The organism is Azospirillum sp. BE72, assembly GCF_031455875.1.
Lineage (GTDB): Bacteria > Pseudomonadota > Alphaproteobacteria > Azospirillales > Azospirillaceae > Azospirillum.
In genome coordinates this window covers 68,747-82,670 of record NZ_JAVDTO010000006.1, presented here as the reverse complement: position 1 = coordinate 82,670, position 13,924 = coordinate 68,747, and the positions used below count along the sequence as shown (strand labels likewise).

At 68.1% G+C, this 13,924-nt stretch carries 13 protein-coding genes; 4 read left to right on the top strand and 9 right to left on the bottom strand.

Going from position 1 to position 13,924, the window contains the following annotated elements:
• Positions 1–76: 76 nt before the first annotated feature.
• On the top strand, positions 77–1,615 hold the full coding sequence (locus J2Y49_RS17750) for an FAD/NAD(P)-binding protein (protein WP_310116189.1): 1,539 nt from the start codon (positions 77–79) through the stop codon (positions 1,613–1,615).
• A gap of 27 nt (positions 1,616–1,642) precedes the next feature.
• Here J2Y49_RS17750 and J2Y49_RS17745 read toward each other — a convergent pair whose 3' ends face one another.
• From J2Y49_RS17745 to J2Y49_RS17725, 5 genes are all read right to left on the bottom strand, one after another.
• On the bottom strand, positions 1,643–2,347 hold the full coding sequence (locus J2Y49_RS17745) for an aspartate/glutamate racemase family protein (protein WP_310116188.1): 705 nt from the start codon (positions 2,345–2,347) through the stop codon (positions 1,643–1,645).
• A gap of 14 nt (positions 2,348–2,361) precedes the next feature.
• Complete coding sequence (locus tag J2Y49_RS17740) at positions 2,362–3,189, bottom strand: ABC transporter permease (RefSeq protein ID WP_014189100.1); 828 nt, start codon at positions 3,187–3,189, stop codon at positions 2,362–2,364.
• A gap of 3 nt (positions 3,190–3,192) precedes the next feature.
• Positions 3,193–4,110 carry an ABC transporter permease gene (locus tag J2Y49_RS17735; RefSeq protein ID WP_310116187.1) on the bottom strand — a complete coding sequence of 306 codons (918 nt, stop codon included), beginning with the start codon at positions 4,108–4,110 and terminating at the stop codon, positions 3,193–3,195.
• A 181-nt stretch (positions 4,111–4,291) separates the two neighbouring features.
• Positions 4,292–5,596, bottom strand: a complete 1,305-nt coding sequence (locus J2Y49_RS17730; RefSeq protein ID WP_310116186.1) for a PotD/PotF family extracellular solute-binding protein — start codon at positions 5,594–5,596, stop codon at positions 4,292–4,294.
• A 58-nt stretch (positions 5,597–5,654) separates the two neighbouring features.
• Positions 5,655–6,659 (bottom strand): ABC transporter ATP-binding protein, encoded by a 1,005-nt coding sequence (locus J2Y49_RS17725; RefSeq protein ID WP_310116185.1) that lies wholly within the window; start codon positions 6,657–6,659, stop codon positions 5,655–5,657.
• 291 nt (positions 6,660–6,950) lie between these two features.
• Here J2Y49_RS17725 and J2Y49_RS17720 point away from each other — a divergent pair, with 291 nt between their 5' ends.
• The gene (locus J2Y49_RS17720) at positions 6,951–7,703 is read left to right on the top strand and encodes a GntR family transcriptional regulator (RefSeq protein ID WP_310116184.1); all 753 of its coding nucleotides are present in this window, start codon (positions 6,951–6,953) and stop codon (positions 7,701–7,703) included.
• Positions 7,704–7,771: 68 nt separating this feature from the next.
• On the opposite strand, the gene J2Y49_RS17715 is transcribed toward J2Y49_RS17720, so the two are convergent.
• Positions 7,772–7,933 (bottom strand): hypothetical protein, encoded by a 162-nt coding sequence (locus J2Y49_RS17715; protein ID WP_310116183.1) that lies wholly within the window; start codon positions 7,931–7,933, stop codon positions 7,772–7,774.
• A 30-nt stretch (positions 7,934–7,963) separates the two neighbouring features.
• Between J2Y49_RS17715 and J2Y49_RS17710 the strand changes: the two genes are divergently transcribed.
• Together J2Y49_RS17710 and J2Y49_RS17705 are read left to right on the top strand one after the other, a co-directional pair.
• Positions 7,964–8,719: a GntR family transcriptional regulator gene (locus tag J2Y49_RS17710; RefSeq protein WP_310116182.1), complete on the top strand. Its 756-nt coding sequence runs from the start codon at positions 7,964–7,966 to the stop codon at positions 8,717–8,719.
• A gap of 51 nt (positions 8,720–8,770) precedes the next feature.
• Positions 8,771–9,439 (top strand): HAD family hydrolase, encoded by a 669-nt coding sequence (locus tag J2Y49_RS17705; protein WP_310116181.1) that lies wholly within the window; start codon positions 8,771–8,773, stop codon positions 9,437–9,439.
• 205 nt (positions 9,440–9,644) lie between these two features.
• Here J2Y49_RS17705 and nagA read toward each other — a convergent pair whose 3' ends face one another.
• The 3 genes from nagA to ptsG form a co-directional block, all read right to left on the bottom strand.
• Positions 9,645–10,805, bottom strand: coding sequence for an N-acetylglucosamine-6-phosphate deacetylase (gene nagA / locus J2Y49_RS17700; protein ID WP_310116180.1), 1,161 nt, complete (start codon positions 10,803–10,805; stop codon positions 9,645–9,647).
• The gene (locus J2Y49_RS17695) at positions 10,805–11,851 is read right to left on the bottom strand and encodes an SIS domain-containing protein (RefSeq protein ID WP_310116179.1); all 1,047 of its coding nucleotides are present in this window, start codon (positions 11,849–11,851) and stop codon (positions 10,805–10,807) included. The genes nagA and J2Y49_RS17695 overlap by 1 nt, the downstream gene beginning before the upstream one ends.
• Before the next feature lie 178 nt (positions 11,852–12,029).
• Positions 12,030–13,826, bottom strand: a complete 1,797-nt coding sequence (gene ptsG / locus J2Y49_RS17690; RefSeq protein ID WP_310116178.1) for a PTS glucose transporter subunit IIBC — start codon at positions 13,824–13,826, stop codon at positions 12,030–12,032.
• Between the last annotated feature and the right edge of the window lie 98 nt (positions 13,827–13,924).

The window sequence follows — 13,924 nt, the reverse complement described above, 5'->3', positions numbered from 1 at the left end:
TTGCAGTTCCGAATCGGGGGGATTGATCGCCAACGGCCGGCCTTTTCCGGAATGACTCACGGAAGGACGGACTCCGATGCCTGCAACGCCTCACTTCCATTCGCCCGGCGGCAATCCCCTGGGGCTTCTTGAGCGCCACATCGCCATCGTCGGCGCGGGATTCACCGGCAGCCTGCTGGCGGCCCACCTGTTGCGCTGCGCGCGGGCGCCTCTGGTGGTCCATCTGATCGAATATGGCAGCAGACCGGGAACCGGCGTCGCCTACTCCACCCCCAACGGCGCCCATGTGCTGAACGTCCGCGCCTATAACATGAGCGCCTATCCGGACGACCCGCGCCATTTCCTGCGCTGGCTGTGGAGCCGGGCGGAGGGGCCGACGCCGGAACAGCCGGTGCCGCCCAGCGGCCACGCCTTCGTGTCGCGCGCCCTGTACGGCGCCTACATCCAGGACGTACTGGCGGAAGCGCAGGCCGAGGCCCCCGCCCACGCGCGCCTCAACCTGATCCGCGGCGAGGCGGTGGACGTCCGCACCGAGGATCCGGCCAACGGCAAGCGCGCCGTGCATGTACGTCTCGGCGACGGCCGCGTGGTCAGCGCCGATACCGCCGCGCTCTGCATCGGCAACTTCCCGCCCTCCGCACCTTGCCTGTCTTCTGCGACGGCGGCGGAGGCCTTCGCGTCCGACCGCTTCATCGGCGACCCGTGGGATGCCGCCGCCATCGGCCGCATCGACCAGGACGCCCCGGTCGCCATCCTCGGCACCGGCCTGACCATGGTGGACACGGTGCTGTCGCTGCTCGACCAGGAGCATCGCGGCCCGATCACCGCCGTGTCGCGCCGCGGCCTGCTGCCGCTGCGCCATGAGGAGGTGCGGCCCTACACCTCCTTCCTGCATCCCGACGTGCTGCCCAGCACGGTGCTGGACGTGCTGATCGCGCTGAAGGCCGATGCGCGGCGGGCGGTGGCGGCCGGCTATGACTGGCGCTCTGCCTTCGACGCGCTGCGTCCGCACCATCACCGCATCTGGGCGCATCTGCCGATGGAGGAGCGCCGCCGCTTTCTCCGTCACGCCCGCCCCTTCTGGGAGGTGCACCGCCACCGCATGGCGCCGCAGGTGGCCGACCGCATCGCCGCCGCCCGAGCCAGCGGCCAGCTGACGATCCTGCCGGGCCGGCTGAGGGATGCGGCATTGACCGCCACGGGGCTGGACCTGCACATCGTCGAACGCGGCGGTGGAGCGGTGCGGGTGCTGTCGCCGGATGCGCTGATCAACGCGACCGGCACCAATTGCGACTACACCCGCATCCGCCATCCGCTGGTGCGCTCGCTGCTGGACCGCGGCCTCGCGCGGCCGGATGCGCTACGGCTGGGGCTGGACGTGACGGAAGGCGGTGCGGTGATCGCCGCCGACGGCACCCCGGCTCCCCGCCTGCTGGCCTTCGGCCCGGTCGCCAAGGCGCCCTTCTGGGAAATGACCGCCGTGCCCGAACTGCGCAGCCAATGCGCAGACGCGGCCCGGCGGATACTGGAGGGCCTGACCGGCGGCGCGGAGGCCGGCCAAGGGGCGCTGCCGGTGGTGCCGACACTGGAGTGCCCCGATCCGCCACGGGTTTGACGAAGGGGGTGTGAAAGGGCGGACGCGTCACCGCGTCTTGGGCAGCGGCGGTGCATAGCCGCCGGCCTTGCTGGTGCGGAGGCCGAGCGCCGCCAGCCCCTCCACCAGCTTCACGGCGGCGGTGACGCCGTCGATCACAGGCAGGCCCATTTCCTCGCTCAGTGAGCGGGCGAGGTCGGCCATGCCCGCGCAGCCCAGCACGATGGTCTCGGCTCCGTCCTGCTCCATGGCCCGGCGGATCTCGGCGCGCACGCGCTCGACGGCGCCGGATGCCGGGTCCTCCAGCGCCAGGACGGGCACACCCGCGGCGCGGATGGTGCAGCGGCCGGCCATGCCGTAACGCTGGGCCAACCGCTCCAGCGCGGGGATGGAGCGGGGCAGCGTCGTCACCACGCTGAAACAGCCGCCGAGCAGCGCGGCGGTCTGCATCGCCGCCCCGCAGATGCCGATCACCGGCGCGGTGGCGAGGCTGCGCGCGGCATCCAGCCCGACATCGTCGAAGCAGGCGATCACGGTGCCGGCGATGTCGCTGCCGCGCTGGTGCCGGTCGATCTCCGCCAACAGGCCGGGGACGGCCAGCGCCTCGTCGTAATAGCCCTCGATGCTGGCGGGGCCGGTCGGCGGGTTGACGGCCAGGATCTCGGTGCCCGGCGCGGCGACGCTGCGGGCCGCGGCGGCGATCCGCCCGGTCATGGAGGCGGTGCTGTTCGGGTTGACGACCAGAATGCGCATGGTGGTGAAAATCCTCAAATGCCGCTTCGGCGCAGGCGGTGGCGGCGCAGCAGGATCAGGCCCAGCAAGGCCACGCCGATCACGGTGAAGGAGAAGACCGTCGTCAGCGATCCCAGCGCGTAGAGCACCGGCGTCGTGACGTTGGTGGTCATGCCGTAGATCTCCAGCGGCAGCGTGTTGAAGCTGCCGGCGGTCATCAGCGTGCGGGCGAACTCGTCATAGGACAGGGTGAAGCCGAACAGGCCGACGCCGATCAGGCTGGGCAGCAGGATCGGCAGCACGACATGGCGTACCGTCTGCCAGGGCGAGGCGCCGAGGTCGCGCGCCGCCTCCTCATAGGCCGGGTTGAAGCGGTTGAAGATGGCGAAGACGATCAGCAGGCCGAAGGGCAGCGTCCAGGTCAGATGTGCGCCCAGCGCCGAGCTGTACCAGGCCGGCTCCAGCCCCAGGATGTTGAAGAACAGGCCGATGCCCAGGCTGACCAGGATCGACGGCACGATCAGGCTGGCGACCGCGAGATAGAACAGCGCCCCGCTGCCCCGAAAGCGGCGGCGGAAGGCGAAGCCGGCCAGGACCGAGAACAGCACCGTCAGCACCATCACCATCAGCCCAAGCGCGATGGAGCGGCGGAAGGATCCGCCGAAATCGCCCACCGCCTGCTGTTCGAACAGGTTGCGGAACCAGTGCAGCGAGACGCCATTCATCGGGAAGGTCAAGCCACCCTCCGGCCCCTGGAAGGACAGGATCAGGATGGTCGCGGTCGGGCCGTAGAGGAACAGCACGAACAGCGCGAAGAAGGCCCCCAGCAGGTAGAAGGACAGGCCCCGGCGTGATGAATTCATCGCTCACAGCTCCTTGCGGATGTCGACGACGCGCAGCATCGCCACCACCATGATCAGGACGACGGCCAGCAGCACCACCGCGTTGGCTGCGGCGGCCGGGTATTGCAGCAGCGAGATCTCGTTGGCGATCATCAGCCCGATGGAGGCGCTCTGCCCGCCGCTCATCAGCCGAACGGTGATGAAGTCGCCCATCACCAGCGTGACCACGAAGATGGAGCCGATGGCGATGCCGGGCTTGGTCAGCGGCAGGATGACATTCCACAGCGTCTGCGCCGCACTGGCGCCGCCGTCTCGCGCCGCCTCGATCAGCGCGCGGTCGATGCGCATCATCGAATTGAAGATCGGCACCACCATGAACAGCGCATAGAGGTGGACGAAGGCCAGCACCACCGAGAAGTCGGAGAACAGCAGGAACTCCAGCGGCTGGTCGATGATCCCGGCGGAGATCAGGCCGGAATTCAGCAGCCCGTTGCGTCCCAGGAACGGGATCCACGAGATCATGCGGATGATGTTGGAGGTCCAGAACGGAATGGTGCAGACCAGGAACAGCACCATCTGCCAGGTGGTGGACCGGACGTGGAAAGCCAGGAAATACGCCACCGTGAAGCCGATGACGAGCGTGATCGCCCAGGTCAGCGCCGCGTATTTCAGCGTGTTCAGATAGGTCTTCCAAGTGACCGGCGAGCTCAGCAGTTCGGTGTAGTTGGTCAGCACGAAGTCCGGGTAGATGCGCACGCTGTCGTAATCCCAGAAGCTGACCGCGATGATGGTCAGGATCGGCACCAGCAGGAACAGCAGCAGCGCGACCGTCAGCGGCGCGGCCTGGAGATAGGGAACAACGCGCGGCAGCAGACGGGGACGCCGCGCCCTGCCGGCGGCGGCCGTGACGGACGGTCGGGACGTTTCGGCGGTCAGGGTCATGGGCGGGGTCCTGCGGGTTGAGGTGGTGTTTGAGGTGGTCGCCGCGCTTGCCCCCATCCTTCCCACGGCTGGCGCCGCGGGCCCCTTCCCTCCCCCGCTTCGCAAGGGAGGGAGTTATCCCCTCCCCTGCGAAGCGGGGGAGGGTTAGGGTGGGGGCAAGTGCGACCAGAGCTTCAGCGCATCAAGCCGCGATGAACTCGTTCCACTTGCGGACCATGTAGCGGTCCTCGTCCATCACCGCGTTCCAGCAGGCGACGCGGCCCATGCGGTCCTGGAACGACCCGCCGTCGCGCACGGCGCCGGCCTTTTCCATCACCTTGCCTTCAGGGCTGAGGATGTCGGTCTTGGCCGGCTGGCCCTCCATCCAGAAGGCCCATTCCTCCGGAGTCATGTGCTGCTTGGCGGTGTCGAGCACGGCCGAATAATAGCCCTGGCGGTTCAGATAGGCGCCGACCCAGCCCGACAGATACCAGTTGATGTATTCGTAGGCCGCCTCAAGCTCCAGCCCGCTCAGGTGCTTGGCGATGCCGAGGCCGCCGCCCCAGGCGCGATAGCCTTCCTTCAGCGGCTGGTAGACGCACTGGATGCCCTTGGCGCGCACGGCGGCGACGGCCGGCGACCACATCGACTGGATGATGACCTCGCCCGACGACATCAGGTTGACGCTTTCGTCGAAGGTCTTCCAGAAGGCACGGAACTGGCCGGCCTTCTTGGCCTCGGTCATGATCTTGAGGGTCTTGTCGATCTCCTCCTTGGTCATGTTGCCCTTGTCGCCGTACTTGATCTCGCCCATCGCCTCGCAGACCATGGCGGCGTCCATGATGCCGATGGACGGGATGTTCAGCAGCGACGCCTTGCCCTTGAAGGCGGGGTCGAGCAAATCCTTCCAGCTGGAGATCGGCCGGCCGACCAGATCGGGGCGGATGCCCAGCGTGTCGGCGTTGTAGATGGTCGGGATCAGCGTCATCCACTGGGTCGGCGACTTGGCGAACTTGGTGCTGTCCTTGCCCTCGACGAAGCCGACGGTGTGGGGGGCGGTGCCTTGGGCGATGGCGCTGTCCGGCGTCAGCTTGCCGGTGACGAAGATCGGCACGATCTTGTCGAAATTCTTGATCTTGGAAACGTCCATCGGCTGCATGACGCCGGCCGGGAAGACCTTCTTGCAGATCCAGTATTCGATGTCGGCGATGTCGTAGGACTTCGGCTGAGTCACCGCGCGCTGCGTCACCGCGTCGGAATCGAGCGCCGTCATCTGCAGGGTGAAGCCCAGATCCTCCTTCACCTTGTCGGCGACGGCATTCAGGTTCGACACGCCGGTGCCGAACTGGCGCAGCGTGATGTTCTTGATGTTCTGCGCCCAGATGGTCGGAAAGCCGGTGATGGCGCCGGAGCCGATTGCGGTGCCCGCCACGGCGGCGGTGCCCTTCAGCAGGGTGCGGCGGCTGACGCCGGTGGAAAGAGTCGAAGGAGTACGGGTGTCGGTCATCGCTGAGCCTCCAGTCTGTTCGTCGTGTTGTTTTTTGGTAGCGCTTTTGAAAGGCGGGTCAGGACGCCAGCGGGTGGACGTCCCGCCGGCTCCAGCCGGCGCGCACGCGGTCGCCCACGCCGACCGGCGCGTCGAAATAGCGGGCCTCGTCCAGCACGACGGCGAACTCGTCGGCGCCGGCAATGTCGAGGCTGAGATGGACGGAGGCGCCGTGATACTCCAGCGAGCGCACGGTGCCCTCCACCTGGATTTCCGTCGGCAGTTCGGACCCGCCTAGCAGGATGCGGTCGGCGCGCACGGCGCAGCGCCCGGCGCCGCCGACGACCCCGCCCTCGATGACGTTGTGGCCGCCGATGAAGCGGGCGACGAAGGCGGTGCGCGGCCGGTTGAACAGCTCGCGCGGCGGGCCGGCCTGCTCGATCCGCCCCTGGTTCATCACCACGGCGAGGTCGGCCAGCGCCATCGCTTCCGTCTGGCTGTGGGTGACGTGGATGAAGGTGATGCCGATGTCGCGGTGCAGGCGCTTCAGCTCCTCCCGCATGCGCACGCGCAGGAAGGGGTCGAGGGCCGACAGCGGCTCGTCCAGCAGAAGCACGCCCGGCTGGGTGATCAGCGCGCGGGCCAGCGCGACGCGCTGCTGCTGTCCGCCCGACAACTGCGAGGGCAGGCGGCCGGCGTATTTGCTCATGTCGACGAGGTCGAGCATCTCGCGCGCCCGGCGCCTTCGCTCCTCTTTGCCGACTCCTTTCATCTTCAGGCTGAAGGCGACGTTGTCGGTGCAGTCCAGATGGGGGAACAGGGCGTAGCTCTGGAACATCATCGCCGTGCCGCGCTTGGCCGGCGGGTCGTCGTTGACCACCCTGTCGCCGATCAGCAGGTCGCCATCCGTGATGTCCTCATGCCCGGCGATCATCCGCAGGGTGGAGGTCTTGCCGCAACCGCTCGGCCCCAGCAGGCAGCAATAGGAGCCGGCGGCGATCCGCAGATCGATGCCGTCCACCGCCACGGTCGCGCCATAGGCCTTGCGCAGCTTCACGAGTTCGACCGTCGAACCTGCCGTCATCGGAGCGCCTCCAAAATTGTGCACAATCTGCGCGGTCGTTTGTGACCGCTTCGCATTTTGCATGTCGCGTGCCAGCGGTGGACTCTTGCAAATCAGCCAGCTTTTCGACATCTCGCTGCGCAATGGCGCGGCATTTGTGCAGTGCATTGGCGCGATGGCGCTATTTTGGGCAGCCTTGGTTGCAACGGGCACCACCCCGTCATTCGGGCGATTGCCGTTTACCTCCTGGCCCGGTTTGTGCACAATCTGGAGTACGTTTCCCGGACACCGTTAAAAGCACCTTGCCAGCCCATGACGACCGCCGCGACCGCCAAGCCAGCCCGCCGCACGCCCCGCGCCCGCACCGGGACCCGCGCCAGCGCCGAATCCCGTATCGTCCGCAGCATCGGCGAGGCGATCGCCGACCGCCGCCTGCCGCCCGGCACCAAGCTGACCGAGGAAAGCCTGGCGGAGGCCTTCGGGGTCAGCCGCGAGCGGGTGCGCAAGGTTCTGCTTCTGCTGGCGCAGCGGCGCGTCGTGACGCTGATCCCCAACCGCGGCGCCTTCGTCGCCAAGCCGACGCCGAAGGAGGCACGCGAGGTGTTCGAGGCCCGCCGGGTGATCGAACGCGCGATCATGGAACGGTTGGAACGGATGCCGCGCCCTTTGCCCGACGATGTGCTGGATAAGCTGCGCGGCCATGGCGCCCTGGAGGATGCCGCGGAGCTTGCGGCCGACCGCAAGGCGATGATCCGGCTGTCCGGCCAATTCCACCTGCTGCTGGCGGAATTCGCCGGCAACGCGACGCTGACGGGGATCCTGGCCGACCTGATCGACCGCTCCAGCCTTGCCATCGCGGCCTTCGAACGGCGGTCGTCGCACACCTGTTCCGCCGACGATCACCGCCGCCTGATCGCCGCCCTGATCGGCAACGCGCCGGGCGAAGCGACCGCGCTGATGATCGAGCATCTCGACGAGGTCGAGCGTCAGCTGGATCTGGAGGCCAAGACCGACACCCGGATCGACCTGAAGGCCATCTTCGCCGACGAGCATGAGCCGGCCTGACGGCACCATCGCATTGGCGGCAATCGCCCTCTCCTGCCGCGGGCGGGAGAGGGAGCCATAACATCCATTCAAACCCGCATGCCGGCCGATACGTTCAGCGTATCCCGGATCTCCCCGGCCAGTTGGCCGGCGATGGGCCTGACGATCACCCGGACGGAATTGGCGGACGACTTCACCACGCCGCGGGCACCCGCGTCTGCCTCTCCCAATTGGCCTTTCAGTGGTATCATACCGGTCCCAGAGCATTGGAGTGGTTGCCGATGTCCACCGCCGCCGCGGCTCCGTTCGACCCGACCGCCTTGTCGGATGCCCTGCCGCTGCCGCTCTACCTGCAGCTGGCGCGTCATCTGCGGACACTGATCGTGGAAGGGCGGCTGACCGACCAGGATGCCCTGCCCGGCGAGCGCGAGCTGGCGGAGACCTTCGGCGTGTCCCGCGTCACCGTGCGCAAGGCCCTGCGCGAGCTGATCGCGGAAGGGCTGCTGCACCAGCGCCAGGGGGCCGGCACATTCATCAACCGCAGCCCGCATGTGGAACAGCGCCTGTCTGCGCTGACCAGCTTTACCGAGGATATCGGCGGGCGTGGGCTGAAGCCGGACTCGCGCTGGCTCAGCCGGTCCCTCGCCACGGCTACACCGGAAGAGTCGATGGCGCTGGGGTTGCGTCCGGGGGCGGAGGTGGTGCGGCTGCACCGGCTGCGGCTGGCCGACGGAACGCCGCTCGCCATCGAACTCAGCGCCCTGCCGGCCGGCTTCCTGCCCGATCCGGATCTTGTGCAGGGTTCCCTCTACGAGACGCTGCGCGGGCGTGGCCATCCGCCCTTCCGTGCCCTGCAACGCTTGTCTGCCATTCGCCTGCCGGCGGATCAGGCGGCGCTTCTGGGGGTTCCCGACGGCGCCCCCGCCCTTTACATTGAGCGCCGCACCTTCCTGGAGAACGGAACCCCGCTGGAGTTCGTCCGTTCCCACTACCGCGGCGACGCCTATGACTTCGTCGTGGAGCTGTCGCTGGCCTGATCCCTGCGGATCATTCCCTCCCACGCAGAAAAATCCTGACGAGAGCGCGCGATGAAGCCTGCCCTTGATACCCCGTTCCGTGTCCGCGCCATCCTGTTCGACATGGACGGCACCCTGATCGACACCACGGGCCCCGTTGAACGCTCCTGGCGCAGCTGGGCTGCCCGGCACGATCTGGACCCCGACGCCATCCTGGCCGTCTGCCACGGCGTCCGCAGCATCGAAACCGTCCGACGCTTCGCCCCCGCCGGTGCCGACATCGACGAGGAGGTGCGTCTGGTGGAGGAGTGCTACATCAACGACACCGAAGGCGTGCGTGCCGTTCCCGGCGCTCTGGAGCTTCTACAATCGCTGCCCCGCCATCGCTGGGCGGTGGTGACCTCCGCACCGCAAGGCATGGCGAGACAGCGGATCGCCCAGGCCGGCCTGCCCCTGCCCGACCTGCTGATCGGCGCCGACAACGTCACCCAGGGCAAACCCCACCCCGAAGGCTACCGCACCGCCGCCGAGAAGCTCGGCTTCGACCCGCGCGAAACCGTGGTGTTCGAGGACGCCCCGGCTGGCCTGGAGGCCGGCAAAGCGGCGGGTGCGCGGGTGATCGGACTGACCACGACGCTGCCGGCGCATGAATTGGGCGACAATCTGTGCCTGCCCGATCTGGCGGCGCTGCGGGTGCGGGTGGACGAGGATGGGTTGGAGATCGTGGCGGTTGGTGGGTGATCCTTGCGGGGTTAGACCCCCACCTATCCTCCCCCGCTGAGCGGGGGAGGGACTGCCGTTGCCTTTCTGAACAAGCACTTGCTCCCTCCCCCGCCCAGCTCTCGCACAAAGCTTCGCTTTGTGCTGACGCGGCAGGCGGACCGTAGGTCCGCCGAGAGCGGGGGAGGGTTGGGGTGGGGGCACCCGAAGCCGACACTCCGCCACCTCAAGCCCCCCGCCACTCCCCCTCCACCCAGGTCCCGCGCACCGTCAGGTCCGGCTGCAGCAGCACCAGATCCGCCCGCCAGCCCGGCGCGATCCGACCACGCTCGCCCGCCATCCCCAGAAACTCCGCCGGATAGAGCGACGCCATCCGCAGCGATTCCTCCAGCGGCAGGCCGATCAGCGTTCCCGCATTGCGCACCGCGGTCGCCATGTCGAGATCGGCGCCCGCCAGCGTTCCGTCGGCCAGCACCAGCCGGCCGTCCCGCCGGTAGATCGTCCGGCCGTTCAGTTCGAAGCTGTCGGCGTGGGTGCCCGTCGGCGGCATGGCGTCGGTCACCAGCATCATCCGCCCGCGCGGCCGGGCGGCAAGCGCCGCACGCATCATCAGCGGATGGACGTGATGCCCGTCGGCGATCAGCCCGCACCAGGGCCGCCGGTCGGCCAGCGCCGCGCCGGCCGGGCCGGGTTGCCGGTTGGCGATGCCGGGCATGGCGTTGTAGAGGTGCGTCACCCCGCGCACACCGAGGTCGAAGGCTTCCACCACCCGTTCGGCACTCGCCATGGTGTGCCCGACCGACAGGATCACCCCGGCAGCCATCAGCCGAGACAAGGCGGCATCCTCCACGCATTCCGGCGCCAGGGTCAGCAACACCCGCCCGCCCGGCATCCGCGCCGGCAGGCCGCCGATGAAGTCCAGATCGGCCTCGTCCGGCGCACGGACGAAGCGCGGGTCATGGGCGCCCACCCGCTGCGGGCTGATGAAGGGCCCCTCGAAATGGATGCCCAGCACGCCGCTGCCGGGTTGCGCCACCGCCGTCACCGCGGCCTCGGCGGCGGCACGGTGGCACTCGGGCGTGTCGGTGATGATGGTCGGCAGCAGGCCGGTGGTGCCGAAGCGCCGGTGCGCGGCGGCGATAGCGAGCGTCGCTTCCGGCGTCGGTTGCGCGTTGAACAACACGCCACCGCCGCCATTCACCTGGATGTCGATGAAGCCGGGAGCCAGCAGGTCGTCCGCCTTCAGTTCCACCGTCCGGTCGACGCCCGGCGGGCTGCGGCCGGGGGCGACGATATCGAGGATGCGGCCATCCCCAACCAGCAGGCTGCGGCAGTCGAGGATGGTTTCGCCCGTGAAAATCCGGGCGCCGGTCAGGAGTTGTCGCATCAGACGGTCTTCGTCACTTTGGCGAGGTTGGGCGGGCTGTCGGGATCGATGCCGCGGGCCAGCGCCAGTTCATAGACCGCGCCGTAGAAGCTCTGCAACGCCGCCAGCGGCGCGGCCTCAGGCGCCAGGTCCGGCAGGCTGGGCAGCAACGTGGTGCCGGCAAGGCCGCTTTCCATCGTGGCGACGGCGGCCCCCAGACCGACGACGCGTTCAACCACCGCGCGGGTGTGCGGCTCCGCCGCGTCGGCCTGGGTCAGCGCCAGCACGGGGAAACCGGGACCGACCAGCGCCAGTGGGCCGTGGACGAGCTCCGCCGCGCTGAAGGCTTCCGCATGCAGGCGGCAGGTTTCCTTGAATTTCAGCGCCATCTCCAGCGCCGCCCCGAAGCCGACGCCGCGCCCCAGCACATAGAGGTTCCGCGCATTGACGAGCGACATCAACGCCGGTTTCCAGTCCAGCGCCTTCGCCGCCTCCAGCCTCTGCGGCAGGGCGGCCAGCCTGGATTTCAGCACCGGGTCGTCTTGCCAGTGGGCGACCAACTGCAGAAAGGCGGCGAACGAGGCGATGCAGGATTTGGTCGCGGCGACGCTGCGCTCCGGCCCGGCCGACAGCGGCAGGCAATGGTCGCACAGGCCCGCCAGGGGCGAATCCTCCGCATTGACGAAGCCGACCACCAGCGCCCCACCGGCCTTCGCCGCCTCCACCAGCCGCAGCAGGTCAGGGCTGCGGCCGGACTGCGAAACGGCGACGAACAGCGCGCCCTCCAGGCTCAGCTGTCCGCCATAGACCGAGGCAATGGACGGCCCGATGGAGGCCACCGCCCGGCCCATGTGCGTTTCGATCAGGTATTTGCCGTAGGCCGACGCATGGTCGGAACTGCCGCGGGCGCAGGTGACGACGAAGCGCGGCGGATGACGGCGCAGCCGCTCCCCCAATTCGGCGAAGCCGGCGCCGCAACGCTCGATCTGCCGCGCCACCGCGGCGGGCGCCTCTGCCGCCTCCGTTGCCATCAGGGGGAGGTTTCGGGGCGGCTTCTGCTCTGTCATGGCGGCGCTCGCGATTGACCGGTATAGATACCAATCTAAGACCTTCTTACGCCGGAGGCCAGCATCCATTGGTGGAATCGCGTCGCAGCCACAACATCAATACGCAAAAGAAGAGCGGCGCGACCTGGAAGGGCCGCGCCGCATGATAAAACCAGTCGAATACCAGATTCGACGCGCGCTATTCGGCGGCGCGGCGCCCGTCCGGCAGCAGGCCGGTCAGCGCGCCGGCCAGCGCGTCGGCGTCGTTGCCGACGATCAGGTCGAGGCCGTTGGCGCCCAACCCCATTACGGCACGGACGCCGGCCCGCTTCAGCGCCTCGGCATTCGCCTTGCCGGCATCGGTCAGTTCGATGCGCAGGCGGGTGGTGGCGAAGGCGGCAAGCGTCTTGATGTTGCCGGCACCGCCCAGCGCCTCGGCGATGCGGGCGGCGCGGTCGGTCGGCAGCGGTGCGGCCGGAGCGGCAGAGGACGAAGCGGCGGTCGGCTTGGCGGAAACAGGCGCCGCGACGGCGGCAGGACCGTCGGCTTCCGGACCGGCACTGCGCAGATACTCCTGCATTTCCGTCTTCAGATTCTCCGACAGGGTGCCGAACACCGCCTGCACGCTGTCGCGCACCCGCAGGATACCGGAGGCGCCCATGCCGCGCAGCTTGCCCTCGTCGACGCGGGTCGGGTCCTGCACCACCACGCGCAGTCGGGTGATGCAGGCGTCCAGGTTGGAGATGTTGCCGCGCCCGCCGAAGGCAAGCACGAGGTCGCGCGCCCGCTCGCTGCCGGTTGCGGTCGACGCGGCTCCCTCCGCCGCATCCTCGCGGCCGGGGGTCTTCAGGTTCAACGCCTGGATGGTGTAGCGGAACACCACGTAGTAGATCGCCGCATAGATCGGCCCCAGGATCAGCACCAGCCACCATTTCTGCGAATAGGGGCTGAGCACGTTGAACAGCACGAAGTCGATGCCGCCCTGGGAGAAGGTGAAGCCCATATGGGCGCCCAGCGAATTCATGATGAACTGCGAGGTCGCCGCCAGCACCGCATGGATCAGGTACAGCACCGGCGCCAGGAACAGGAACGAGAATTCGATCGGTTCCGTGATGCCGGTCAGGAAGGAGGTGAGCGCCGCGGAGATCATGATGCCGCCGACGCGCACCCGGTTCTCCGGCTTGGCGGCATGCCACATGGCGATGGCCGCGGCCGGCAGGCCGAACATCTTGAACAGGAAGGCGCCGGACAGAATGCCGGCGGTCGGGTCGCCCGCGAAATAGCGGGCGATGTCGCCATGGACGATCTGGCCGTCGGCGTTCTGGAAGGACCCGATCTCGAAGAAGAAGGGCACGTTCCAGATGTGATGCAGGCCGAAGGGGATCAGCAGGCGTTCGACGAAGCCGTAGATGGTCGCGGCCAACCGCGGATCGTTCACCGCAGCCCAGTGCGAGAAGCTGTTGATGCCGCCCTGGATCGGCGGCCAGATCACCGACAGCACGACGCCCAGCACGATGGCGGCCAGCGCGGTGATGATCGGCACGAAGCGCTTGCCGGCGAAGAAGCCGAGATAGGCCGGGAGAGCGATCTTGTAGAAGCGGTTGAACATCGCCGCCGCCAGACCGCCGGCCAGGATGCCGCCGAACACGCCGGTTTCCATGGACTTGATGCCCATGATGGTCTTGGGCTCCATCCCCCAGACCGTGGTCATCACGCCCAGCGTGGCCAGCATCACGATATAGCCGATGGTGGCGGCGATGGCCGACACGCCATCATTCTCGGTATAGCCCAGCGCAACACCGATGGCGAAGATCAACGGGAGATTCCCGAAGATCACGTCGCCCGAATTCTTCATCAGCATCGACAGCAGCGGCGGCATCCATTCGAAGTTTGCCGCACCGATGCCCAGCAGCAGGCCGGCGACGGGGAGCACCGCCACCGGCAGCATCAGCGATTTGCCGATCTTCTGTAGAAACGCAAAGGGGTTCAAGGCCATGGCGGCTCTCCCGCAATTTGTCCGGCGGCGGCAACATCGTCATCACCGAACGGGAATACAACCCGCAAGGGGGACAGGTTTCACGACATAGGCGACAT